The 25,460-nt window shown below is 61.9% G+C and carries 19 protein-coding genes; 3 read left to right on the plus strand and 16 right to left on the minus strand.

From position 1 onward, the window contains the following. The first annotated feature begins 89 nt into the window (after positions 1-89). Positions 90-968 (plus strand): PEP-CTERM domain protein, encoded by an 879-nt coding sequence (locus tag SR858_RS24360; protein ID WP_019923494.1) that lies wholly within the window; start codon positions 90-92, stop codon positions 966-968. A gap of 21 nt (positions 969-989) precedes the next feature. Here the strand turns inward: SR858_RS24360 and SR858_RS24365 are convergent, their stop codons facing one another. From SR858_RS24365 to rpsL, 10 genes are all read right to left on the minus strand, one after another. After that, entirely contained in the window at positions 990-1,844 is an 855-nt protein-coding gene (locus SR858_RS24365; protein ID WP_019923495.1) for a DUF817 domain-containing protein, read from the minus strand. Positions 1,845-1,965: 121 nt separating this feature from the next. Beyond that, a complete protein-coding gene (locus SR858_RS24370) occupies positions 1,966-4,749 on the minus strand; it encodes a TonB-dependent receptor domain-containing protein (RefSeq protein WP_019923496.1) in 2,784 nt (927 codons plus the stop codon). A 305-nt stretch (positions 4,750-5,054) separates the two neighbouring features. After that, complete coding sequence (locus SR858_RS24375) at positions 5,055-6,092, minus strand: cupin-like domain-containing protein (protein ID WP_019923497.1); 1,038 nt, start codon at positions 6,090-6,092, stop codon at positions 5,055-5,057. Beyond that, positions 6,076-6,789 (minus strand): SapC family protein, encoded by a 714-nt coding sequence (locus SR858_RS24380; RefSeq protein ID WP_019923498.1) that lies wholly within the window; start codon positions 6,787-6,789, stop codon positions 6,076-6,078. The genes SR858_RS24375 and SR858_RS24380 overlap by 17 nt, the downstream gene beginning before the upstream one ends. A gap of 84 nt (positions 6,790-6,873) precedes the next feature. Next, positions 6,874-9,873 (minus strand): TonB-dependent receptor, encoded by a 3,000-nt coding sequence (locus tag SR858_RS24385; protein ID WP_019923499.1) that lies wholly within the window; start codon positions 9,871-9,873, stop codon positions 6,874-6,876. Between the two features lie 309 nt (positions 9,874-10,182). Beyond that, positions 10,183-10,500, minus strand: a complete 318-nt coding sequence (gene rpsJ, locus SR858_RS24390; protein WP_005663509.1) for a 30S ribosomal protein S10 — start codon at positions 10,498-10,500, stop codon at positions 10,183-10,185. Between the two features lie 128 nt (positions 10,501-10,628). Further along, on the minus strand, positions 10,629-11,819 hold the full coding sequence (gene tuf, locus SR858_RS24395; RefSeq protein ID WP_019923500.1) for an elongation factor Tu: 1,191 nt from the start codon (positions 11,817-11,819) through the stop codon (positions 10,629-10,631). Positions 11,820-11,888: 69 nt separating this feature from the next. After that, positions 11,889-13,994 carry an elongation factor G gene (gene fusA, locus SR858_RS24400; RefSeq protein WP_019923501.1) on the minus strand — a complete coding sequence of 702 codons (2,106 nt, stop codon included), beginning with the start codon at positions 13,992-13,994 and terminating at the stop codon, positions 11,889-11,891. A 114-nt stretch (positions 13,995-14,108) separates the two neighbouring features. Beyond that, positions 14,109-14,579, minus strand: a complete 471-nt coding sequence (gene rpsG / locus SR858_RS24405; protein ID WP_008444271.1) for a 30S ribosomal protein S7 — start codon at positions 14,577-14,579, stop codon at positions 14,109-14,111. Positions 14,580-14,726: 147 nt separating this feature from the next. After that, positions 14,727-15,107: a 30S ribosomal protein S12 gene (gene rpsL / locus SR858_RS24410; protein ID WP_019923502.1), complete on the minus strand. Its 381-nt coding sequence runs from the start codon at positions 15,105-15,107 to the stop codon at positions 14,727-14,729. Positions 15,108-15,440: 333 nt separating this feature from the next. Here rpsL and SR858_RS24415 point away from each other — a divergent pair, with 333 nt between their 5' ends. Next, a complete protein-coding gene (locus SR858_RS24415; RefSeq protein ID WP_322534070.1) occupies positions 15,441-17,135 on the plus strand; it encodes a phosphoethanolamine transferase in 1,695 nt (564 codons plus the stop codon). 62 nt (positions 17,136-17,197) lie between these two features. On the opposite strand, the gene SR858_RS24420 is transcribed toward SR858_RS24415, so the two are convergent. The 6 genes from SR858_RS24420 to SR858_RS24445 all read right to left on the minus strand — a co-directional run bounded on the left by SR858_RS24420 (position 17,198) and on the right by SR858_RS24445 (position 23,865). Then, the gene (locus SR858_RS24420; protein WP_019923504.1) at positions 17,198-18,163 is read right to left on the minus strand and encodes a TIGR01777 family oxidoreductase; all 966 of its coding nucleotides are present in this window, start codon (positions 18,161-18,163) and stop codon (positions 17,198-17,200) included. Then, entirely contained in the window at positions 18,160-18,708 is a 549-nt protein-coding gene (locus SR858_RS24425; protein ID WP_026637589.1) for a GbsR/MarR family transcriptional regulator, read from the minus strand. Before SR858_RS24425 ends, SR858_RS24420 begins: the two co-directional genes overlap by 4 nt. A 44-nt stretch (positions 18,709-18,752) precedes the next feature. Next, positions 18,753-19,217, minus strand: coding sequence for a DUF2269 family protein (locus tag SR858_RS24430; RefSeq protein WP_019923506.1), 465 nt, complete (start codon positions 19,215-19,217; stop codon positions 18,753-18,755). Beyond that, a complete protein-coding gene (locus SR858_RS24435; protein WP_019923507.1) occupies positions 19,217-20,500 on the minus strand; it encodes an SDR family oxidoreductase in 1,284 nt (427 codons plus the stop codon). The genes SR858_RS24430 and SR858_RS24435 overlap by 1 nt, the downstream gene beginning before the upstream one ends. 147 nt (positions 20,501-20,647) lie before the next feature. Continuing rightward, complete coding sequence (locus tag SR858_RS24440; protein ID WP_019923508.1) at positions 20,648-22,255, minus strand: methyl-accepting chemotaxis protein; 1,608 nt, start codon at positions 22,253-22,255, stop codon at positions 20,648-20,650. A gap of 119 nt (positions 22,256-22,374) precedes the next feature. Then, on the minus strand, positions 22,375-23,865 hold the full coding sequence (locus tag SR858_RS24445; RefSeq protein WP_019923509.1) for a MutS-related protein: 1,491 nt from the start codon (positions 23,863-23,865) through the stop codon (positions 22,375-22,377). 321 nt (positions 23,866-24,186) lie between these two features. On the opposite strand from SR858_RS24445, the gene SR858_RS24450 reads away from it, so the two are divergent. Continuing rightward, positions 24,187-25,455, plus strand: coding sequence for an efflux RND transporter periplasmic adaptor subunit (locus SR858_RS24450; RefSeq protein ID WP_019923510.1), 1,269 nt, complete (start codon positions 24,187-24,189; stop codon positions 25,453-25,455). Positions 25,456-25,460: the final 5 nt, after the last annotated feature.

Here is a 25,460-nt window from a genome sequence, read left to right on the forward strand (position 1 = left end):
GCGCGCAAACGGCGGGGTGGACGACGGCCTAGCATCGATCAGGCAGGCGCCCGTCTGCCTCGTTCATCCTTCCACCCACCGGAGCTCCCATGAAAACCGTGCTACCCGCAGTGCTGCTGACCCTGGCCGCACTGACCACCACCCTCGCCGCGCCGTCGGCCCAGGCCGGCGCCGACGGCGCCTCGCGCATCGAGAATGTCGCCCTCGGCGTGATCGACCTCACGCCCGGGGACGGCAGTGGCCCCAGCTATACGCTCAACTATGGCGACAGCCGCCTGCTGACTTATTCCAACACGCTCAACAACGGCGGCAATTACACACAGCTGTCGGTGTACCCGGCGCCCTTCTCTGCCGGCCAGGCCGTGCTGCCCGCCAGCGCAGGTCCCGGCACCGCCGTGGCTGGCACCACCGGCGCCGTGGGCAATGTTGCTGCCACTGCGGCGGCCGCCATGTCGCTGGGGATTGGCAACTACGTGGGCGCCGAGGGCTACCAGCAAGTGGGGCTGACGCTGGCGCCGCACACCTTGCTCACGGTCGGCGGCGATTTATTGACGCAGGCGCGCCGCACCATGGAGGCCGGTGAGAACTACGCGGTATTCAGCTGGGCCTCGATCGACATCACCGACGCCGAGGGCACGACGTCCACCACGCTCAACCGCGAAAGCGCGTTGCGCTGGGACGACCCGTACGCCACCGAGGCCGCGCGCCAGGAACGCTTCCTGCTGGCATTCGCCAATCCCGGCGACTACGAGCTGTTCGTGACCTTGAGCTTCCTCGCCTACACCGACATCACGGTCAACCCCGTCAATGCAGGTGGCGGCGTAGCACCGGTACCGGAGCCCGAAACCTGGGCCACGCTACTGGCCGGATTGCTCCTCACCGGCTCCCTCGCCCGCCGCCACCCACTTCGGGGTCAGTGCCGACATTCGGACACGGCCTCATCGTTGAATAGTCCAGCTCGTGTCTAGATGTCGGCACTGACCCCGAACTTAAGCGTCGGGGACGTGGATGCTGGCCTTGATGTGCTTGAGGTGGGCGATGATGGTGAAGGTCATCACGACCAGCAGCGACCATGAGCTCCATTTGCTGACGTGGACGGCGCTCCAGGCGCCGAGCTGGTTGGGATAGCGCCACACGCCCCAGAACGTGCTGATGTTTTCGGCCAGCCAGATGAATAGGCCGATCAGTACGAACGACAGCAGCAGGGGCATGCGGCGGTCGCGGTCCAGCGGGCGGTAGATCACCATGGTGCGGGCATACAGGCCCAGCGCGGCGGCGGCCAGGTACCAGCGGTAGTCGCCGATGTAATGGTGGGTAAAGAAGTTGGCGTAGATGAGGAGCGCGATCAGCACCGCCATCCAGTACGGCGGATGGTGGCGGATGCGCAGGTCGAACAGGCGCCAGGCCTGGATGATGTAGCTGCCCACGGCGGCATACATAAAGCCCGAGAACAGCGGCACGCCCCACAGCTTGGTGTAGGCGAAGTCGGGGTAGCTCCACGAAGCAATCGCCCCGGAAACCTTGAACACCTCGAGTGCAAACCCCACCAGGTGGAACAGGCACACGGCCTTCAGTTCATCCCAGGTCTCGAGCCGGCTCCACACCATGCCGGCCTGGATGGCCAGCGCGGCAACGAGCAGCACGTCGTAGCGCGGCACGCCGAACAGGCCGGCGCGCGGGGTCAAAAACACGGCGCTGAAGAACAGCCCCACGAACAGGCAGGCACGGGCGTTCTTGATGCCGAAATACAGGAACTCGAGCAGGAAGCGCTGCATGCCACGCAAGCCGCTGCGCGGGGCGCCATCGAGCAAATGGGTGTCGAACGTGTTGAGGGTATTGAGCATGCGGCAACTCTAGCGCCCGCCCCTTGTGATGTAAAGCGCAAAAAAAAAGACCAGGCATCGAGCCTGGTCTTTCGGTGGTCACCCGGTATCGCTACCGGGCGGCATGATCAGCTGGCGCCGATCAGAAGAACGTGTAGCTGGCGGTCAGGCCGATGCGACGGAACTGCGGCGAGAAGCCATCACGCCACTGGATCGGCGCATCTTGCTGGAACAGGTTGTCGATGTACAGGCTGATCTTGGTATTTTTGATACCGCTGTACGCCAGGTTGTAATCCACCGTGGTGTTGCTGCCAACATGACCGCAAGTACCCAGATTGGCGGCCGACACATTGTTGGTCACGCAGTAGGTTGGCGAACCCAGGCTGTTGTTGCTGTAGCCGCTGGCGTAGTTGATGGTCATGCCATGGTCGAACGAACCGGCCCTCAGGCTACCGCGCAGCTTGGTTTTCAGACGCGAACCCATGTCGTAGGTACCAGCCATGTTGGTGTCGTAAGCGTTGTCGGCAACGCTGAACTCCTGGTATTTCCACAGGTACGTACCTTCCAGTTTCAGGCGAGCCTGACCAACCGGGGTGTTGAAGCGGCCAGATGCGTCAAAGTCGAAGCCCGAAGCACGGGTCTTGCCGCTGTTGACGTATGGGTTGTACAACAAACCGATGGCGCCAATGCCGCCGAAGTTGGTCGTGCTGGTTGGCGCATACTTACGTGCCAGCGCAACGAATTGCGCATCGGAAGCGGTGTTGTCAACACGAACCAATTGACCGGCTGGCAGGTTGGCTTCGTCGCGCAGCACGTCGGCCACCGAACGGGTACCGATTTCATCCTTGCGCTCGATGTGGTAGTAGTCCAGCGCCATGGTCCAGTTCTTGATCGGCTCGAAGACAACACCGGCGGTGAACGAACGCGAGGTTTCTGGCTTCAGATCCTTGTTCGAGGACACGAAGGTCGGCACGCCGGCCAGGCAGTCCGCGTTGCGCAGAGTGTTGGCTTGCGACTTGTCGGCAGGGGTAGCGTTGGCAGCGTTTTGCACCAGGTTGTTCAGCGTGCTGGCGATGCCGCAACGACGTGGATCGTTGGTGCTGGTTGCGAACGAACTGCGGCCCAGGCCGTTGCCGGTTTCCACCACGTTCGGTGCGCGGAAGCCGCCCGATGCGGTAGCGCGCAGCAACAGACCGTCGGTCACGGTGTAGCGCACGCCCAGTTTCGGGGAGTAGTGCACGTCGCTGTTGGTCGATTTGTCGGCACGCAGCGCAGCGTTCAGTTCAACGCTCTTGAACACAGGAATGGTCGCTTCCGTGAACAGTGCGTAGTGGTCCATCTTGTCCTTGACCTGCAGACCGGCGATACCAATCAGGTCACCACGCAGCACGTTGTCCGAGCTGGCCATTTCGTACTTTTCCTGGCGGATGTCGGTACCGAACGCAATGTTCAGCGGGCCGGCCGGCAGTTGGGCGACTGCACCCGACACTACGGCATTGGCAAAACCGATTTTCGATTCGCCGATGGTGGTGCGTATCGGGAACATCGAGTCCAGCAGCGCATAGCTGTTGGTGCCCGCAGGACCATTGAACTTGTAGGCGCCGCTGGTGATGGCGTTGGTATAGCCGGTGGCGCTGGCAGCGCGGGTAGCCTTGGTCGCGTCCGAGGTCATGTAGCCGACCGACGATTTCCAGTCGAAGCCTTTGACTTCGCCGGTCAGGCTCAGCATGACGCGCGACTGTTTCGATTCGGTGCGGTTGAAGTTGAAGCCGTCGCCGGTATCCATCATGCGGGCACGGAATTCAACCGGTACGTTGTACGGGTTGTTGGCATGGCCAACCGGCAGTTTCGGGTAAAAATACGGCCCTACCATTTTGCCATCGATGGCGTTGTACCAGGTGCTCGACGCGGTGGTTGGCTGCACGGCAAACGGGGCAACGATGTAATCGTTGGCGGCGCTGGCGTGGGTGATCTCGAAGTTGGCGTCGATATCCTTGCCGATGCGGAAGTGCGTGTTGCTGGCCAGCGCATAACGCTTGGCGTCGGTGGTCAGGCCGGTTTGCGGCAGGATGTCGTATTTGCACAGGCCGTCGCGTGGATCGATCGACGAGGCCGGGCAGCCTGGCGCCGCCACATAGTTGGAAGCGCTGCGGTACAGGTTACCGGTTGGCGAATAAACGCTTGGCACGTCCCAGGTCGAGCGGCCCGGGGTCTGGCGGTGCCATTCCGGGTAGTGGTTGCGCAGGTCGCCGGTCGAATAGCCGTCGCTCTTGTAAGCGTCGTAGGTCAGGTAGGTGTTGAAACCGTTACGGTCGATGTCACCCCAACCGATGATGCCGGAGATGTTGCTGTTACGGTTTTCCTTGAAGTTCTCGGATTCCTTATAGTTCGCGGAAATACGGGCGCCTTCGAAGTCCTTGAGCAGGATGATGTTGATCACACCGGCGATAGCGTCGGAACCATAGATGGCCGATGCGCCGTCTTTCAGGATCTCGATGCGGTCGATCGCCGAGGCTGAAATGGCATCGAGGTTGGTGAAGTTTTGTTGTGCACCATCGGCCAGGCCGTATTGTGCAATGCGCTGGCCATTAACCAGGACCAGAGTAGCAACCTTGCCCAGGCCGCGCATGCCCACGCCGGACGAACCGGTCGCGAAGCTGCCCGAGCTGCTCGATGCCGAGCTGATGTCGGTGCTGATCGCGGACGACGAATTCAGAATACCCAGTGCGGTGGTCTGGCCGGTACGTTCGATATCGTCACGGGTCAGGATCTGGATCGAGCCGGCAGCTTCCTGTTCGGTGCGCTTGATGCTACTACCGGTGATTTCGATGCGTTGCAGCTTGGGTTCAGTGGCTGCTGCTTCTTGCGCCGCAGCGTGCTGCGAAAATGCCAGGCCCAGCGCCATAGCAATGGCACTTTTTTTCATGGTGTGTTTCAAAACTACTCCCGAGAAATTAATGGATTCCATGCGCTTCTAAGCACCATCGACCGGGTAAGGTGATCAGCACTTTCGACGTCTAAGGAAGAATCTCTCACAATATTGACGGGTGGGAAAAGACCCAGTGCAGTTTTTGCACGGCATTTGTCGAAAAACCCCGCATTTTGTTGTTTTTCTGTTCGAAAATCATTGTCTATTGAATAGCAACAAAATATTCCACTCCAGAACATTAAAAGAAAAGCTTTTTATATTAGCAACCCATGCCGATGCGGCTGTTCTCGGAAGACGCGCATCTAGCGCTTCATGCGGTTGAGCAAGTGCGCGCGCAGCATGCGGGCGCCCATGGCGTCGATCGGCGCCAGCACATGGCGCGCTGCCTCGGGGATGTGGGCGGCCTCGCTGCCGTCGCTCTCGAACACGTAGTGGCGGAACAGTTCCTGCCATGCCAGCCGCTGCGCCGGCGGCAGGTCACGCATGGTCAGCAGCGCATGCAGCAACGTGGTTGCAGGCGTATCCATGTACGCGGGCGACTGCCGCCACCAGTAATTGACCAGCACATTGAAACTGTCCAGCGCCTCGATATGGTGCCACCACATGCTGGGAATGAAGATGGCGTCGCCGGCGGCCAGCTCGGCCTGCCGAGCATGCGCCCACGCGGTCGCAAAACGCGGATAACGCACCAGGTCCGCAGCGGCGAAATCGACCAGGCTGACCGCCTGGCCGGCCGGTGTCAGGTCGAGCGGACCGATGTACAGGTTGGCCAGCTGGTCGGGCGGGAACAGCATAAAGCGGCGGCGCCCGGCCGCCACGCATGCCAGGTTGTCGGGCAAATCGTAGTGGGCGGGAATGCGGGTGCGGTTGCCCACCCAGATGCTGGCCAGCGCATCGCGCGTACCGAGCCTGACATCGTTTTCAGCCGTGAAGCCCGGCAGGCAGGCGTCGATCGTGGTCGAGCCCACGTACAGCGTGGGTGGGCGCGGATCGTCCTGGTGCGCGCGCAAGGCGTCGAGCACGGCGTCGAAGCGTACCTGCTGCATGCTGAAATTAAAGCCGGACATATCGTCGTTGTAAAAAATCCGCCCGTCGATCTCGGGCGCACCGTGCATCGCCATCACGGTGGCGTCGCGGTAAAAGCCGCGCAGGTAGGCATCGGCCGCCTGGCTGGACGTTTTGGCGGCGCGCACCATCGGCCAGTGCGATACCAGGCCGCGCAGCACCACCGGTTCGGTGGCTGCCAGGATTTCATCGGGCAGCGGCGCGCCGGCGGTCCAGGCGATCTCGGCAATCGGCTGGACCGCCGGCAGCATCACGGCGTCAGCGTGGGACGGCATACCGGCGGTTCTCGCGTTCGATCAGGGCACGGAAGTTCGACAGCGACGCCACCACCATGTAGACCGGCAGCAGGTAGCCGGCGCGGTGCAGGCGGTCCAGCGCCGCCGCGTCCAGCGCTGCCAGTGCTTCCTCGTTGATGGTGTACAGGCCCTCCAGCCGGCGCTCGCTGCCGTCAGCCAGTTCGATCTCGAACACGAATGCTTCGAGCAGCGCGTGCTCGCGCAGGGCGGCAATCAGGCCCGTCATTTCCAGCATGCCCTCGTGCAGTGCGAACAGCATCGAATTGACTTGCTCGAGATACGGCGTGGGACTGCCCTCCTCCAGGAACACGGCTTCGCCTTCGTCAGGACCGCAGCGCAGGCGCGCGCTGTCCTCGTCCACGTGGACGGTCAGTTCCTGGCCCGAGACGCCGATCAGGAACGGCTGGCGGCGCACGGCCAGCGGCACGTAGTCGGCATCCCAGCCGTCATTGCTCAGGAAAAGGTTGTCGCCAGCAGCCAGGCCGAACAAGGCCAGCGCTTCAAAGCCGTCGCCGGCCGTGGGCCGGAACACGATCGGATAATGCGCCTGCGCCTGACGGAACTCGGCCGCGATGATCGGTGCGGCCATCTGGTTGTCGCCGAATTCGGCGCCGGGCCCGGTACGCACGCGCAGGTGCTGGTGGGTGATGTTATTGAGTAAGACTGGCTTGGCCATGGTTGCTCTTTGATTGCGTTGACTGAACAAGAAAGGGGCGGCACTTGTCAGCGCCGCCCCCGGGTCACACCTCGATGTTACCGATCAGAACTTGTAGCGCGCGCCCAGCATATACCGTGGGCCGGCTTGCGTCACGTTCAACGTCGCCATGCTGGTACGGCCGTGCTGACGCTGGGTCTCGTCGGTCAGGTTGATCGCCTCGAGCTGGAAGCTCAGGTTCTTGTTGTAGTTGTAGCCGATGCTCACGTCGGTCTGGCCGTAGCTGTCGGTGTACACCGGCGCTGCCTTGCCCGAGCCGTCCACGGTGGCAGCGAGGAACTCGCCGCGCCAGTTGTAGGCCAGGCGCACCGACCACTTCTCATTCTCGAAGATGCCGACCACGTTGGCCGAATTGCTCAGCCCCAGGATCGCGAACTGGTCGCTGACGTTGGCGTTGTCGTACTTGAGCGGCGAGCGCACGTAGGTGTAGTTCGCCTGCACGCCAAAGCCGGTTCGGCCGAACATGTGCTGGATGTTCGCTTCCGCGCCACTGACGCGCGCCGACTTCTGGTTGGCGTAGCTGGTGGTGAGGAAGTTGGCCAGCGGATCGGTTGGCAGGCCGGTGATGCGGCCCTTCAGGTTGCCGTCGGGGTTGACACCGGTGCGCACCACGCCAGGCTGGCCGTCGTACCTGGTCAGGATGTAGTTACGGATGCAGTTGGTATCTGCCACCGTGCAGCCGCCCTGGGACAGCGCCGTATTGTAGTAGGCGCCGCCGACGGGGGTATGCAGGTCGTATTGCGAGCCCGGCGTAACGATCGTTGCTGCGTAGTTATCCATTTCCTTGCGGAACAGGGCCAGCGACAACACGCTCTGCTTGTCGTAGTACCATTCGTAGGACAAGTCCAGGTTCTTCGACTTCACCGGCTTCAGGGCCGGATTACCGACCGAAGCGGTGCCGTTATAGGTGCTGGCGATCGTGCCCAGGCTGAGGCCCCCCTGCAGCTGGTCGTAGCGAGCGCGACCGATAGTGGCGCCGGCGCTGGCGCGCAACTTCATGTCGGACCGCAAATCGATATCGAAGTTCAGGCTTGGCAGCACGTTGTTATACGACGAGGCCGTGGTGGACAATTCCGCGCCCGCCAGGGTGATCGGCAACTCGTTCTGCGATTCCCACACCATGGCTACGCCAGGCTGCACCTGGGCCACCGAGGTGACCTTGGTTTTCTCGAAGCGCACGCCGGCGGACGTGTGCATTGGCATCGCCGTATCCCAGTCGGTACCGAACGAGGCGTAGACCGAAGAGGTTTTTTCCGTCAGCAGGCGGTCGGTGTCGGCGCTGGCAAAGTTCGGCAGGTAGCCGGCCTGGTTGCCGGTGGCGTTGGCGGTCAGTGCGCGCACGGTGGCGAAGTCGAACGTGTAGAGCGTGCCGAACAGGTTCGGCGAGCCGCCGATCTTGCTGAAGTAGTCACCCAGCGGGTTGGCCTGGTAAGCGCTGGCCGGGTAGTCGGACGCCTTGCTGGCGCCGCTCCAGGTGTTGTTCTGCACGTTCGAATAGGTCGAGCGGTTCGACGACTTGGTATAGCCGGCGCCGAACTTCACGGTCGACGCTTCCAGCACCTGCCAGTCGCCACCGACCTGCGCCTGGTCCACCTTCGATTTCTGGTAGCTGTTGTGGAACCACGAGCCGGTGCCCTGGATCGGCTGCGCTGCCAGGTTGGCGGCCGGCATCGAGACGATCGGCAGCTTGTTGGTGAAGTCGACCGAGGTGGTGCCACGGCTGAAGCTGGCGTTGGACAGGTTGTTCTCGGTACCCCACGGGCTGTCGGCGCCCGATTCGGCGGTCGAGTGGTGGACGTCGAAATTGAGCTTGAGGGCGTTGCTGGCCTTCCACACGGTGTTGAAACCGATCGACTCGTTCTTGGTCTTGGTGGCGTAGTCGCCGCCCACGATCGAGATATCCTGTGGCGAGTTATAAGACTCCGAGTACGTCAACGGGGACTGGACATGGCCGCCCGGCCAGCTGCTGGTCGAGGTTGGCGTCTGCGCGAACCATACGCTCAGCTCGTTACGCTTGGTCTGCACCTTGTTTTCCGAATAGGTGAAGTCCAGCGTGCTGGTGATGTCCTTGACCGGGCGGAACTGCAAGGCCAACTGGCCATTGGTGCGTTGGCGCTGGATGCCGTTGACGCCGTAGCCGAAGTTTTGCGGAATCGAATACACGTCGGTCGGGCCGGGACGGTTGGTGATGTTTTGCGAACCTGGCTGGCCAGGCTGCGGCAAGGTCGAGCCGGGCGTCGTGTCCGAACCCAGGTACGGGCCCTGGTAGCCATTGGCCAGGCCGGCGCGGTTGAAGCCCGAATTGCGCTCCTGGTAACTGGCGCTCACGGCCACGCCGAAGCGGCCGTCTTCGCTGGTGTTGGTGTAGATGCCGGACACTTCCGGGGTGGTGCTGTCGCCCTTGAGCATGCCCGGCAGGTGCTTGTTCGACGTGTCGTGCACGGCTTTCACGCCGATACTCGAATGCATGCCAGGGTTGTCGAACGGACGCGCGGTCATTACGTTGATGGTGGCGCCGATGCCGCCGCTCGGATTGTCGGCCCGGCCTGACTTGTACACCTGCAGCTGCGAAATCGATTCCGAGGCCAGGTTGGAGAAGTCGAACGAGCGGCCGCCCAGGTCGCCCAGGTCGGTGGTTGGCATCTGGCGGCCGTTGAGCAGTACCAGGTTGAAGTCCGGACCGAGGCCGCGCACGGTGACCTTCTGCCCTTCGCCATTGCTGCGGTCGATCGACACGCCGCTGATGCGCTGCAGCGACTCGGCCAGGTTGGTATCGGGGAATTTACCGATGTCGTCAGCGACGATGCCGTCGACGATGCCGTCGCTGTTGCGCTTCATGTTCATGGTGGACTGCATGCTGGCGCGGATACCGGTCACGACCACTTTCGGGCCATCGACATCGCCCGGCACCGGGGCGGCGACCTGCTGTGCATGGGCCGGCACGAAGCTGGCGCAGGCGCCGGCAACCGCCAGGGCGATCAGGCGGCGTTGCTTCGGCAGAGGTTTCGGCAGAAGCTTTGAAAACGTTTTCAGATTTTGTTGCATTTTGTCTCCGTTGTTTGTCAGTTTATTTTTTACGACTTATTTTCGGGTAAAACAGGCGGGGCGGTGGCAGCCCCGGGGGGCGCGTTACGGCACGGGCTGCCAAAGTGGCATGCTTGGCGTGTAGATATCGCTATCAAGAATAGGAGCAAAATAATTTTTAGTCAATTCAAGTCGCACATTGTGCGAAGCAATCTCGACAATGAGGTAAACGCGCAACAGTTACTTCGGGTATGGACGAAAAAAAACCGGACGTTGCCGTCCGGTCTTTTCTTGGCTGGCAGCGCTGTGCGCCGCCCGGCTCGACTGCAATTATTGCAGTTTGATTTCGACGTCAACACCAGCTGGCAGGTCCAGCTTCATCAGTGCGTCAACGGTCTTGTCGGTTGGGTCGACGATGTCCATCAGGCGCTGGTGGGTACGGATCTCGAACTGGTCGCGCGAGGTTTTGTTGACGTGCGGGGAACGCAGTACGTCAAAACGCTGGATGCGGGTTGGCAGTGGAACTGGGCCTTTGACCACGGCGCCGGTACGCTTGGCGGTGTCAACGATTTCCAGTGCGGACTGGTCGATCAGCTTGTAGTCGAAAGCTTTCAGGCGAATACGGATTTTCTGGTTTGGTGCGGACATGATATTTCCTTGAAAAGAACGAACTGGCGGCTATGTAGTGCCAGCAAATTTAAAAAGAACGAGGTTCTGCAACGAAGCCCGACATGGTAGCACACCTTGCCGGGCTTCATTTATTCAGCGCTTAAAAATTAAGCGATGATTTTTGCAACAACGCCGGCGCCGACGGTACGACCGCCTTCACGGATAGCGAAACGCAGACCTTCTTCCATCGCGATCGGGTTGATCAGCTTGACGGTGATCGACACGTTGTCGCCTGGCATGACCATTTCTTTGTCTGCTGGCAGTTCGATCGAACCGGTCACGTCAGTCGTACGGAAGTAGAACTGTGGACGATAGTTGTTGAAGAACGGGGTGTGACGGCCGCCTTCATCTTTCGACAGAACGTAGATCTCGCCGGTGAAGTGGTTGTGCGGCTTGATCGACGCTGGCTTGGCCAGAACCTGACCACGCTGTACGTCTTCACGCTTGGTGCCGCGCAGCAGCAGACCAACGTTGTCGCCGGCTTGACCCTGGTCCAGCAGCTTGCGGAACATTTCCACGCCGGTGCAAGTGGTTTTGACGGTGTCGATAATGCCGACGATTTCGATCTCTTCGCCGACCTTGATCACGCCGCGCTCGATACGACCGGTCACAACGGTACCGCGACCCGAGATCGAGAACACGTCTTCCACTGGCATCAGGAAGGCGCCATCGACTGCGCGCTCTGGCGTAGGGATGTAGCTGTCCAGTGCATCGGCCAGACGCATGATGGCGTCAACGCCCATCTCGCCTTCTTTGCCTTCCAGCGCCATACGTGCCGAACCCTTGATGATTGGTACGTCGTCGCCTGGGAACTCGTATTTCGACAGCAATTCACGCACTTCCATTTCGACCAGTTCCAGCAGTTCTGCGTCGTCAACCAGGTCGCACTTGTTCAGGAACACGATGATGTATGGAACGCCAACTTGGCGGGCCAGCAGGATGTGCTCGCGGGTCTGTGGCATTGGGCCGTCAGCTGCGGAGCAAACCAGGATCGCGCCGTCCATCTGCGCTGCACCGGTAATCATGTTTTTGATGTAGTCGGCGTGGCCTGGGCAGTCAACGTGAGCGTAGTGACGGCCAGCGGTTTCGTACTCAACGTGTGCGGTGTTGATGGTAATGCCGCGTGCTTTTTCTTCCGGTGCAGCGTCGATCTGGTCGTAAGCTTTTGCTTCGCCGCCGAATTTCTTCGACAGAACGGTAGCGATCGCTGCGGTCAGGGTGGTTTTGCCGTGGTCGACGTGACCGATGGTGCCTACGTTGACGTGCGGTTTAGTCCGCTCGAACTTTTCTTTTGCCATTTTGAATCATCCTTAAAACATTGTTTGAAATATGCGGCCCGGTGATCGACCGGACCGCAATGACACTAATTACTTGGCTTTCGCGGTAACGATCGCGTCGATCACGTGCTTAGGCGCTTCCGAGTAGTGCTTGAATTCCATCGTGTAGGTAGCACGACCTTGCGTTGCGGAACGCAGGGTGGTCGAGTAACCAAACATCTCCGACAGTGGCACTTCGGCTTTGATGATCTTGCCGCCGCCGCCTGGGATTTCGTCCATGCCCTGCACCATACCGCGGCGGGACGACAGGTCGCCCATCACGGTACCGGCGTAGTCTTCCGGCGTTTCCACTTCCACAGCCATCATTGGCTCCAGAATGACTGGCGATGCTTTGCGGCAGCCTTCTTTGAATGCCATCGAAGCGGCCATCTGGAACGCGTTTTCGTTCGAGTCCACATCGTGGTACGAACCGAAGAACAGCGTGACCTTGACGTCCACGACCGGGTAACCAGCCAGCACGCCGGTGTTCAGGGTGCCGCGCACGCCTTTTTCCACCGCAGGGATGTACTCGCGAGGAACGGTACCGCCCTTGATGGCGTCAACGAACTCGAAGCCCTTGCCTGGTTCTTGCGGCTCGATCTTCAGCACAACGTGACCGTATTGACCACGACCACCGGATTGCTTGACGAACTTGCCTTCCGATTCTTCGCAGGTTTTACGGATCGTTTCGCGGTAAGCCACTTGTGGCTTGCCGACGGTTGCTTCCACGCCGAATTCGCGCTTCATGCGGTCAACGATAATTTCCAGGTGCAGCTCGCCCATACCACCGATGATGGTCTGGCCCGATTCTTCATCGGTCTTCACGCGGAACGAAGGATCTTCCTGTGCCAGGCGGTTCAGTGCCAGGCCCATTTTTTCCTGGTCGGCCTTGGTTTTTGGCTCGACTGCCTGTTGAATCACAGGCTCAGGGAAGATCATTTTTTCCAGCGTGATGATGGCGGTCGGATCGCACAGGGTTTCGCCCGTGGTCACGTCTTTCAGGCCAACCGCAGCGGCGATGTCGCCGGCGCGCACTTCTTTGATCTCTTCGCGCTGATTCGCGTGCATCTGCAGAATACGGCCCAGACGCTCTTTACGACCTTTGACCGAGTTGTACACGGTGTCGCCCGAATTGACGGCGCCCGAGTACACGCGGAAGAAGGCCAATTGACCGACGAACGGGTCGGTCATGATCTTGAAGGCCAGCGCCGAGAATTTCTCGTCGTCAGCTGCGCGACGGGTGGTTGGCTGGTCGTCTTCGTCCGTACCGCCGACATCGTCGATGTCCAGTGGCGATGGCAGGTATTCGATGACCGCGTCCAGCATGGCCTGTACGCCCTTGTTCTTGAAGGCGGTACCGCACATCATCGGAACGATTTCCGAAGCGATGGTACGGGTACGCAGCGCCTGCTTGATCTCGGCTTCGGTCAGGTCGCCTTCTTCCAGGTACTTGTTCATCAGCTCTTCGGTGGCTTCAGCAGCAGCTTCAACCATCTTTTCGCGCCACTCGGCGGCCGAATCAGCCAGCTCTGCAGGAATATCGACGTAGTCGAATTTCATGCCTTGCGACGCTTCGTCCCACAGGATAGCCTTCATCTTGACCAGATCGATCACGCCTTTGAAGTTGTCTTCAGCGCCGATAGGGATCTGGATCAGGACCGGGTTGGCCTTCAGGCGAGCACGCATCTGCTCGTACACCTTGAAGAAGTTGGCGCCGGTACGGTCCATCTTGTTGACGAAGGCCAGACGTGGCACTTTGTACTTGTTAGCCTGACGCCACACGGTTTCCGACTGTGGCTGAACACCGCCCACTGCGCAGTAAACCATGCAAGCACCGTCAAGCACGCGCATCGAGCGTTCAACTTCAATGGTGAAGTCAACGTGGCCCGGGGTGTCGATGATGTTGATGTGGTGCTCAGGGAAGTTGTTCGCCATACCTTTCCAGAAGCAGGTCGTCGCTGCCGAGGTAATGGTAATGCCGCGCTCTTGTTCCTGTTCCATCCAGTCCATGGTGGCGGCGCCATCGTGAACTTCACCGATCTTGTGGTTCACGCCCGTGTAGAACAGGACGCGCTCGGTGGTAGTGGTCTTACCTGCATCGATGTGAGCGGAGATACCGATGTTGCGGTAGCGCTCGATGGGGGTCTTGCGGGCCATAATTAATCCTAAATCTTTTAATGGACAAAACCGAGCAGCATTTTTTGTGAAAAAAAATGAGCCCGGCCTCGAACAACAGATAACAACCAGACCACAGTGGCCCGGTCGATTTTATTAGAAGCGGAAGTGCGAGAACGCCTTGTTCGCTTCTGCCATACGGTGCACTTCATCACGCTTTTTCATCGCACCGCCGCGGCCTTCAGCCGCTTCCATCAGCTCACCGCCGAGGCGTTGTGGCATGGATTTTTCGCTGCGCTTGTTGGCAGCTTCACGCAGCCAACGCATCGACAGCGCCATACGGCGTACTGGGCGTACTTCAACCGGCACCTGGTAGTTTGCACCACCGACGCGACGGGATTTTACTTCAACCAGTGGCTTGGCGTTGTTGATCGCGGTTGCGAACACTTCCAGCGGGTCTTTACCCGACTTGGCAGCGATGTGCTCGAAGGCACCGTAGATGATGTTTTCTGCGACCGATTTTTTACCGGACAGCATCAGAACGTTCACGAATTTGGCGACATCCGTGTTACCGAATTTAGGATCCGGCAGGATTTCGCGCTTGGGTACTTCACGACGACGTGGCATATCAATTCCTTTCAATCTTCAGTTGAGGTGCGCGATATGGGTTCGCACTCTCGCGGAGGGTCATCATAACCATCCACTTACTCGACCATTTCCGGTCGATTACATTCACTTAGCTAGTTGCCACTGAGCGAAAACTTTTAATGCAGATTACTTCTTGGCTTTAGCGCGCTTGGTACCGTATTTCGAGCGAGCTTGCTTACGGTCTTTAACGCCCTGGGTATCCAGTGCACCGCGAACCATGTGGTAACGCACACCTGGCAAGTCTTTTACGCGACCGCCGCGCAGCAGAACAACGCTGTGCTCTTGCAGGTTGTGGCCTTCACCGCCGATGTACGAAATGACTTCGAAACCGTTGGTCAGACGCACTTTGGCGACTTTACGCAAAGCCGAGTTAGGCTTCTTAGGAGTGGTGGTGTACACACGGGTGCAAACACCGCGCTTTTGCGGGCTGTTTTCCAGCGCCGGCGATTTGCTTTTCACGGTCAGGGCGACGCGTGGATTGCGAATCAGTTGATTGATGGTTGGCATCGTTCTAAACCCAACTTAATAACAACGTGGACAACCCGGACGAAGTGTCCGGGGACGAATCTCAGTCTCGATTTACCGGGCATCGGAGGCGCACACAGCCAGTCTCTGGGACCAGCCGAAAACAGCGTATACGATGCGCAGACTAAATGGAGAACTCGCGAGTGTAGGGCAATTGACCTGAACAGTCAACATAAAGCGCAGAAAGATGTGGTAGCGCGAAAGCGCAGATTGACTTGCGAGCCGCCGCAAAAGCCGCCCGCAACGGCCGGAAACGCCTGATAATAGCGCACTCTCCATTATAGCTGCTGCCTGTTGCCTTCCATGCGATCCCTGTTGCGACTCCCTCCCCTGTTCGTGCTGGGCAGCTACCTGCTGCTGTCGCTGGTGCCGTGCGTGCCCTTGCTGCTGGGCCGGCCCGCGCCCGTTCTCGGCGCCATCCTCGGCCTCGAGGCGCTGCTGTGGATCGCGGTCTGGGGCGTGTTCCAGCGCCCCACCTGGTTCCACTGGCTGTTGCTGCCCGCGCTGCTCGGTCTGCCCACCGAGCTGTACCTGTTCCTGTACTACGGCCAGGGCATTTCCACCCACCACCTCGGCATCATTGCCGAGAGCAGCCCGGTGGAAGCGATGGAATTCCTCGGCAACAAGATCTGGCTGATGGCGGCCGTGTTGATTGCCGTGCTGGCCTGGTGGGTAGCCGTGTTCATGGCCGCGCGCCGCAGTCCGGGACTGGTCTGGCGCGGCAAGACCCGCTGGCTGGCAGTGCCGGCGCTTGCCGCCCTGGCCGTGCTGGGCTGGCCCACGCCGACGCCGGTGTTCCAGCAGGCGCCGTTCACTTTTAATAACTTTGCCAATTCCTGGCCGTTCGGCCTGACCGCGCGCGGCGTCGATTTTTATAACGAACGCCGCTACCTGGCCGAACTGGGCAAGCGCAGCAGCAACTTCACGTTCAAGGCCCGCCAGGCCGCGCCCGATGGCGAGCCGGAAGTGGTGATCATGGTGCTCGGCGAATCGTCGCGCTACGACCGCTGGAGCATCAACGGCTACGCGCGCGCAACCACCCCGCTGCTGGCGCAGGAGCCCAACCTGGTGTCGCTCACCAATATGATCACGGCGGTCTCCGCCACGCGGCTGTCGGTGCCGGTGATCATTTCGCGCAAACCTGCCATGCAGAGCCTGAAAGCGGGGTTTTCGGAAAAATCGTTCCTCACCGCTTATAAGGAGGCCGGTTTCAAAACCTGGTGGCTGTCGAACCAGATCTCGTTCGGCGAGTTCGACACCCCGGTTTCGGTATTTGCCAAGGAAGCGGACGTGATCCAGTTCATGAACCTCGGCAGTTTTAATAACCGCTCCAACTTCGACCAGATTTTGCTGGGGCCGCTGCAACAGGCAATGCACGACCCGGCGCCGAAAAAACTGATCGTGCTGCACACGCTGGGCAACCACTGGAACTACAGCCAGCGCTACCCGCAGGAATTCGACAAGTGGCAACCGTCGCTGTTCGGCGTGGACAAGCCGGAACACACCGACGTCAAGATCAAGGTAGAACTGAACAACAGCTACGACAACTCGATCCTGTACACCGACTGGTTCCTGGCCCAGGTGATCGGCCAGCTCAAGCAGAGCGGCCAGCGTACCTCGATGCTGTACGTGGCCGACCACGGCCAGGTGTTATATGACGGCAGCTGCGGCATCGCCTTCCACGGCCACAACACGCAATACGATTTTCATGTGCCGGCGCTGGTGTGGTATTCCGACCAGTACCAGTCGCACTACCCGGACAAGATCAAGCAACTGAAGCGCCTGCGCAAGGCCAGGCTGGCAACCGAAAACGTGTTCCACAGCCTGCTCGACCTCGGCGACATCACCTACGGCGACCAACGCCTCGAGTGGAGTTTTTTAAATAAACAGTTCAAGCCCCACAAGCGCTACGTGGACAGCTATGGCTGGACCAACTACGACAACGCCACGTTTAAAGGCGACTGCCGCGAGGTGATCGACAAGGGCACGCCGCTCAAGCGGGAGAAATAACCACCGCATGGGGTCGGACCCAGGAGGGTCCGCCCGGCCTGGCCGTGCGGGGTAGCGCCAGCTCACACCAGGCTGGCGAGCGCCGGCGCCAACTGCGGGTAGCGGAATGCGAAGCCAGTGGCCAGCAGGCGCTGCGGCGCCACCCGCTGCCCTTCGAGCAGCAAGTCGGCCTGCTCGCCGAGCGCCAGGCGCATTGGCCAGCCCGGCGTCGGGAAACCGTATGGGCGGTGCAGCACCTTGGCCGCCACCCGGCTGAACTGCGCCTGCGTCAGGCTTTCGGGTGCGGTGAAGTTGTAGCTGCCGCCCTCCGCGGCGCCGCTGGAACAAAGGTGCGCCATGGCGCCGATCACGTCATCGACGTGGATCCACGACTGCCACTGCCGACCGCCGCCGAGCGGCCCGCCCAGGCCCAGCCGGATCGGCAACAGCAGCATCGGCAGCGCGCCCTGGCGCCCCAGCACCAGGCCAAAGCGCATGCACGCCACGGTCACGCCGTACGCGTTGGCGCGCCGCGCGGCCTCTTCCCACTCGCGGCACAGGTCGGACATGAAGACAGGTTGCGGCGGCGCGGTTTCGGTCAGCACCGTGTCGTCGCCCTGCCGCTGCACGCCGTAATAGCCGATCGCCGAGCCGGAAAGCATCAGCGCCGGCTTGTGCTCGGCCTGCGCGATCCAGTCCACCACCCTGGCGGTCAGCGCCACCCGGCTGCGCCGCAACGCTGCACGCCGCGCCGCCGTCCAGCGCCAGCCGAGAATGCGCGCGCCGGCCAGGTTGATCACCACGTCGATGCGGCGCGAGGGTGGCAGCTGGTCCATGTCGCCGACGCACTCGACGCGACCCAGGCGCTGGTCGAACAACGACCTTGCCTTGGCCGGATCGCGCGTGAGTACCGTGACCTGCTGGCCGTCGCGCAGCAGCGCGCGCACCAGTTGCTGGCCGATGAAGCCGGTGGCGCCGGTGATGAGGAAGCTGCGCTTGTCGTTGCCGAACACCGGCGTTGCCGATTGTTCTCGGGTTGAATTGTTCATGACCGTCCTTTATCGTTGCCAACCTTGCCCATCAGCTTTGCCATCTTGCCACCCATGGTCAACATGCGTTGCAGCGTGGCCGGCGGCAGGTGCTTGGTGTCGCCGTAGGCGGTCGTGAGCATTTCCATGAAGGCCAGCACCTGGTCCATCTTGACCTTGGTGGCCTCTTCCAGCGCGGGGTCGCTCTCGGCTTCCTGCGCGCATTCGCGCAAGACGGTGAGCGTGGGATCGATCTCGCGTTTCTTGCGCTCTTCGACGATGACGCGGAAGATTTCCCACACGTCCTGCAAAGCCAGGAAATGGTCGCGGCGGTCGCCGGCCAGGTGGGTCACGCGCACCAGGCCCCAGCTTTGTAACTCCTTGAGACTGTTGCTCACGTTGGAGCGGGCCACGGTAAGGGTGTCGGCGATTTCCTCGGCGTGCAGCGGGCGGTTGACCAGGAATAGCAGCGCGTGGATTTGCGCCACCGTGCGGTTGACGCCCCAGCGGGTGCCCATCTCACCCCAGTGCAAGATGTATTTCTGGATGGTTGGTGCGAGGGTCATGCGGCGTCCTTATCTGTGACTGTTGTTGGTGAATTGTTATTGGTTTATATGGGCTTGTGCACCATCAGCCAGTACACGGCCATCAGCGCGCCAAAGGCGGGAAAGCCCAGTGCGGTCCAGATTTTTTCGTAGCGCCAGTAGCGCGCCGGCAGCGGCAGCAGGTTGCGCGCAGCCTCTGCGGCCATGTCGCGCATGCGCAATTGCAGCCATACTACCGGCAGCCAGCACAGGCCGGCCAGCACGTACAAGGCGATCGACCACATGATCCAGCGCGAGTGCAACGGGTAGCCGGCCAGGTGGATCATCCAGAAACCGGACAAGGGCTGAATGATCACGGCCGGCGTGGTGAACCACCAGTCGGCGCGGGCGACGAGCCGGGTGACCACGGCCATCGCCTGCACATTGCCGCTGCGGTTGACGAAAAACATGTAGAAGGCGGTGCCGAAGCCAGTGCCCACCATCAGCGTGGCCGACAGGATGTGCAGCACTTTGACGGCAAAATATTCCATTATCTTTCTCCTCGATGGTTGCGGGGACTGGCGCGCCACATCAACAGCATCAGCGCCAGCAACGGCAGGTTCTTGGTCAGCGGCCCGAACGGATGCCGCCAGAAATCGGGCAGGAACACGCTGAGCATGGCGGTGTAGCCGCCGACGAGCGCCAGCTGCGCCGCCCACAGCCAGCGGCGCGGGCGCAACAGCAGCAGCACGCCGATGGCGGCGTCGGTCACGCTGGCGGCCAGCAGCACCGGCTCCTGCCAGGCGGGCGGCACGCCGCAGGCGCCCAACCAGGACCGGCTCTCGGCATGGGGCCAGGCAAACCACGACACATATGCCGTGATCAGCCACATCAGTGCGATCGCCACCGTCACCAAAGGCGCGCCCCACGACCAAGCGGCCGTGATGCGCTGCGCCGGCCGGGCAAAGGTGGCGGGATCGCGCAGCGGCCGACCGAGCAGCGCTTGCGCCGGGGCGGCATCGGCGGTGTTGGAGCCGTCGGCGCTGCGTTCGAGCATCAACAACGACTCGGGCGTGAAGGCGGACGACGGCGCCAGCGCGGCCAAGTGCGCGGCCGCGCGCGCTACCGGTGCCGGCAATGTCACCACCAGCGCAGCGGGCGCCTGCATGCCGCGCCGCAGATCGGCCAGGTAGCCAGCCATGGTCATGGCGCGCGGGCCAACCACGGCCAGTTCGCGCGGCAGCGCGGCTTGCGTGGTCAGCAACCGCACGACCACATCGGCCAGGTCTGCAACATGAATCGGCTGTACCAGCGCCCGGTGGGCAGCCGGCAACATTAGCACCGGCAAGATGGCCAGCATGCGAAACAGCGCGCTGCTGGCGCCGTCGTCACCATAGACCAGCGATGGGCGAATGATGGTGGCATCGACGTTGCGCGCCAGCAGGTCAGCCTCGGCCACGCCCTTGCTGCGCCAGTACCCGGTAGCGGCTTGCGGATGGCTGCCCAGCGCGGAGACCTGCAATACGCGCAGCCCCAGCTGTTCGCAGGCGGCAAACAGCGCTACCGGCGCGGCGCGGTGCAGGCGGTCGAAGTCGCCTTCCCGCGTCTCGCGGATGATGCCCACGGCGTTGACCACGGCATCGTACCCATGCAGCAGCGGCAGCCATTGCTGGACGGCAGTCATGCTGCCGAAGTCGAGCTCGAACCAGTGATGGGCCGCCGCACCGGCCGGGCGGCGACGGCTGGCGCCGTCCACTTCAAGGCCGGCGGTGCGTAGTGCCCACATTACGTGGACGCCGACCAGTCCCGTGGCGCCGATCACCAGTACCCGCATATCGCCTCCGTCACTGATTTCTGTAAAGACAGAAATTCATGGTTAAAAATTTGACCGACGAATCGGCCAAGGTTTTGTGGCAGGGAATACTGAATTTCTGTCATTACAGAAATAATAGAATTCCCCGCCAAAGATGTCAAGCGAATATCAGGTCAGCGCCAGGTTACGGCTGGCTGACCGCGCCGGACGGCCCACGCTGGCGGCGCCGTCGATCTTGAAGATGCTCACCGTCTGCGCCAGCTCGGTGGCCTGGTCTTGCAGCGACTGGGTGGCGGCAGCGGCCTCTTCCACCAGCGCGGCATTTTGCTGGGTAACCTGGTCCATCTGGGCGATGGCCTGGTTGACCTGGTCGATACCCTCGCTCTGCTCGCGGCTGGCGGTGGCGATTTCACCGACGATCTGCGTAACCTGGTGGACGTTATCGACCAGCGTGTTCATGGTGGTGCCGGCTTTTTCCACCAGGTCGGTGCCGAGCTGGATTTTTTGTACCGAGGCGTCGATCAGCACCTTGATCTCCTTGGCGGCCGATGCCGAGCGCTGCGCCAGGTTGCGCACTTCCGAGGCCACCACCGCAAAGCCCCGGCCCTGCTCGCCGGCACGCGCCGCTTCCACCGCCGCGTTCAGGGCCAGGATGTTGGTCTGGAACGCAATGCCGTCGATCACGCCGGTGATATCGACGATCTTGCGCGACGCTTCGTTGATGTCGTTCATGGTGGACACCACCTGCTGCATCACCTCGCCGCCATGGGCAGCCGTGCTCGACGCGCCTTCCACCAGGCCGCGCGCGTGCTGGGCGTTTTCCGAATTCTGCTTGACGGTGCTGGTCAGTTCCTCGATCGAAGCGGCGGTTTCCTCCAGCGAGCTGGCCTGGGTCTCGGTGCGCGACGACAGTTCCATGTTGCCGGAAGCGAGTTCGCGCGAGCCGCGGTCGATCATCTCGGCGCCGCCGCGCACGCGCGAGACGGTGCTCAGCAAATCGGTCTGCATGCGGGCGATCGCCTGCAGCAGACGCTTGACTTCGTTCTCGCCCGGCTCGTCGATATGGGCGGTCAGGTCGCCATGGGCCACCTGGTCGAGCAATACCACGGCGCGTTCGAGCGGATTCAGTACCACCGATTTCAGCAACAGGTGCACGCCCACCACCAGCACCAGCGCGCCCAGCAGGCCAAAGCCCACCAGCCATTTCACCAGCGTGTAGGCGCCCTGGCGCTCATCCATCAGCGCGGTCATCTGCTCGTCGCTGAGCTTCTGGTATTTTTCCAGCTGGGCCGAGAAGGTCGCGCCGGTCGGCGTCAGTTCCTTGAAGTTAATGGCGACATAAGCGTCGGAATCGCCCTTGGCCAGCGCGGCGGCAGCGCGGTCGAGCACCGCCGACTGCGCGCGGCCGGCCTCGATCAGCGATTTCTTCAACGCCGCATCCTCGCCCGGATAGGCGGCGGCTTTTTCATACTTGGCGATGTAGTCGAGTCCGCGCAGATAGGTCTTTTTGGCGGCCGCCTGCGCCGCTTCAAGGTCGGCCGGCGCGCCGCCATCCTTGACGATGGTATGGACCCGCGTCAGGGCCGAGCGGGTGCGGGTGGTGTCCTTGTAGGCATCGTTGATGGCGATGACCTGCATGCTGGTCTGGTACATGGTGGACATTGCCTGGTTGGCCTGGCCCAGGGCGTGGACGCCAAGACCGGCGCCCGCCAGCAGCATCGCAGTAAATACCAGTAAAACGCCCAGCAAACTGGCGCGTACGGTCACGTTATTCATTGCATCTCCTGCATTCTTATCAATTTAGAATTGCCTCTTGGCAATACTGTGAAGCCCGAATATACCAAGAAATTGACATTTCGGGGTTGAAATCGGCTCATGCAGGAGCCTGGGCGTGGCTAATCCAGTACAGATTCGCACGCCTGCGGATAGGCCAGGTAATAGGTGGCCAACTTGTCGTGGACGCGGCCGGCCTTGGCCGCAAGCACGCCATCGACATCGACCGTCGCCAGCAGGGACATACCATTGGTTTCCGTGAGCACGCCCGGCTCGACCTGCAGGCGGCCGTCCACGCGCGCCACGCACAGCGGCACCAGCCGCCGCGCCAACAGCGGCGCCAGGATCAAATTGTGCGACGACACCAGCACGCAGCCGGATTCGGCCAGCGTATCGAGCACCGCCGCCGAGCCGGAGACCGATTCCAGCTGGTTGGTGCCACGGAAGATTTCATCGATGAGAAAGATGGCCGGCCCGCGCCGGGCCAGCGCCAGCAGTTCGCCGGCCCGCCGCACCTCGGCCATGTACAGGCTTTCGCCGCCTTCGAGCGTATCCTCGTTCTGCATGCTCGCGTACACGGGCAGGTCAGGCGTGACCGCAGCGTCGGCATAGCAAAAGCCGAACCCGCGCGCCGTAGCCAGGTTCAGGCCCACGGTGCGCAGCAAGGTGCTCTTGCCGATGCCGTTCTGGCCCGAGATGAAGGCGCCCCGGCCGTCCTCGCCCACCCGCAGCGACAGCGGCGCCGGCACCTCGAGCAAAGGATGCACGGCCAGCTCGAACGCAAAGCGGGCGGTATTCCCTGCCACGCCGGCAGCCCAGCAGAAGCGCGGCGTGCGCACCAGGTGCCGCGCCAGCGCCAGGTCCGCCTCGACCGTGGCCACGCGCACAAAGCTTGATCGCAGCAACGGCAGGTGAGCGGCCACCACCGCCCGGCTGGCGAAGTAGTGGCGTATATTGCGCAGCAGGACCCAGTCGCCATATTCCTGCAAGCCGGGCACAAAGCTCAGCGACAGCTGCCACAGGCGGCGATTGAGCCGGGCGGCAGCAATGACGTCGGGCCGCAATGACGCCGCCACCGCATCGCCGAGGCCAGCGAGTGACGCATGGGTACGCAGCATGTGGCCGATGGCATCGAGCTGCAATTGCCAGTTGGCGGCGACGTACTGCAAGCGCATCTGGATCGCCATCAGCAGCAGCCACAGCGCGGCGGCCACACCCCACCACGGCAACGCCCCCGTCACCAGCGCCAGCGCGACTGCGACCATGAATCCCAGCGGCAGCGCACCCAGCCACCGTGCCCAGCGCGGCGTTGGCGCCAGCGGCGGGCCGAACAGGGTTTCGCTCACTTCGCTTTCGGCCCTGCGCAGGCCCTCGCACGCCGCCTGCACGCGCTGACGCGCGGCGTCATCGGCCACCAGCACGCGCACGTGTGGCGTGCGCGCGGAAGTATCGATGGCACAGGGCGCCTGCAAGCGCCGGTACAGTTCCTGCTGGCCGAAAATACTGGTCTGCGGCGCCAGGCAGGCGCTGTACTGCGGCAACATCAAATCATCCCAGGTCTGGACATCGAGCGCGTCTGCCTCGCCGTGCACCAGGCGCTGATACTGCGCCACCTTGCTGGCGGCGAAATGGAAGGTCGGTGACCGGCGCCAGCGCGGGAAGCGCCAGATTGATCAGGCTGGTAAGACGAGCGAACAGCGGCATGGGGTGCTTAAAAGTTTCGAATGAACATCAATTGGTGGTGATTGGCAGAATATCAAGATGACAATGACAATGCCGCCCGTGGGCAGGGAGTCCGGACGGACAGCCCCCCGGACACCACCGGACACTCGCGGACACCGGACACATCACTGCTAAACCCAATCAAATCAAGCACTTAGAATCTGGCACGAATACTGCATAAACGCTACTTATTGAATCTTTATGCAACCGCCATGATCCGAGACACTTCACACCAGGACGCCGTCATCACCGCCCCCAAGGGCCAGCAAACCAGGCGCCGCCTGGCCATCGCCGCCGGCATCGCCCTGCTGCTGGCAGCCGGCTACTACCTGGTCCACACCTGGCGCGACACCGACCATTCGGTCTCGATCGCCCGCCTCCGCATCGCCGAAGTGGGCCGGGGCACGCTGGTGCGCGACGCTGCCGTCAATGGCCGCATCGTCGCCGCCGTCAGCCCCACCCTGTACGCCACGTCGGCCGCCACCGTCACCCTGAAGGTGGCGGCGGGCGACACCGTCAAAAAGAACGATGTGCTGGCCGTGCTCGAATCGCCCGACCTGGCCGATGCCCTCAAGCGAGAACAGTCGGCTTACGCCCAGATCGAAGCCGACGTGGCGCGCCAGCGCATCCTGGCGCGCAAGCAGCAATTGCTGGCGCGGCGCGATGCCGACACCGCAGAGATCGACCGCCTGTCCGCGCAGCGCACGCTCGAGCGCTACGACGCCGTGGCCAACGACGGCATCGTCGCCAAGATCGACTACCAGAAAGCGAAAGACGCGCTCAACTCGGCCCAGATCCGCGCCCGCCACGCCGGCCAGGCCGCCGAACTGGAAGGCGACAACGTGGCGCTGGAACTGCAATCGAAAATCAAGCAGCTGGAACAGCAGCGCATGATCCTGTCGAACGCCCAGCGCCGGGTCGATGAGCTGACCGTGCGTGCGCCGGTCGATGGCTTCATCGGCACGCTGTCGGTGGCCAACCGCAGCGTGGTGCCGCTCAACACGCCGTTGATGACGCTGGTCGATCTGTCGCAGCTGGAAGTGGAACTGGAAGTACCGGAAACCTACGTGGCCGACATGGGCCTGGGCATGCGCGCCGAGATCAACTACGGCACCGGCAACGCCACCGGCAAGCTCTCGGCGCTGTCGCCCGAGGTGGTCAAGAACCAGGTGCTGGCGCGCGTGCGCTTCGATGGCAAGCAGCCGGCCGGCCTGCGCCAGAACCAGCGCGTGACCGCGCGCCTGTTGATCGACGAAAAACCCAACGCGCTGATCGTGCAGCGCGGTCCGTTCGTGGAATCCGAAGGCGGCCGCTACGCTTACGTGGTGCGCGACGGCGTCGTGATCCGCACCGCTATCCGCCTGGGCGCCACCAGCGTCACCGCCGTGGAAATTCTCGACGGTCTGAAACAGGGTGACAAGATCGTCATTGCCGGCAGCGAGACGTTCGAGAACGCCGCCCGCATCTCCATCAACAATTAACCAAC

It is taken from the genome of Duganella zoogloeoides, from assembly GCF_034479515.1.
GTDB classification, from domain to species: domain Bacteria; phylum Pseudomonadota; class Gammaproteobacteria; order Burkholderiales; family Burkholderiaceae_D; genus Rugamonas; species Rugamonas zoogloeoides.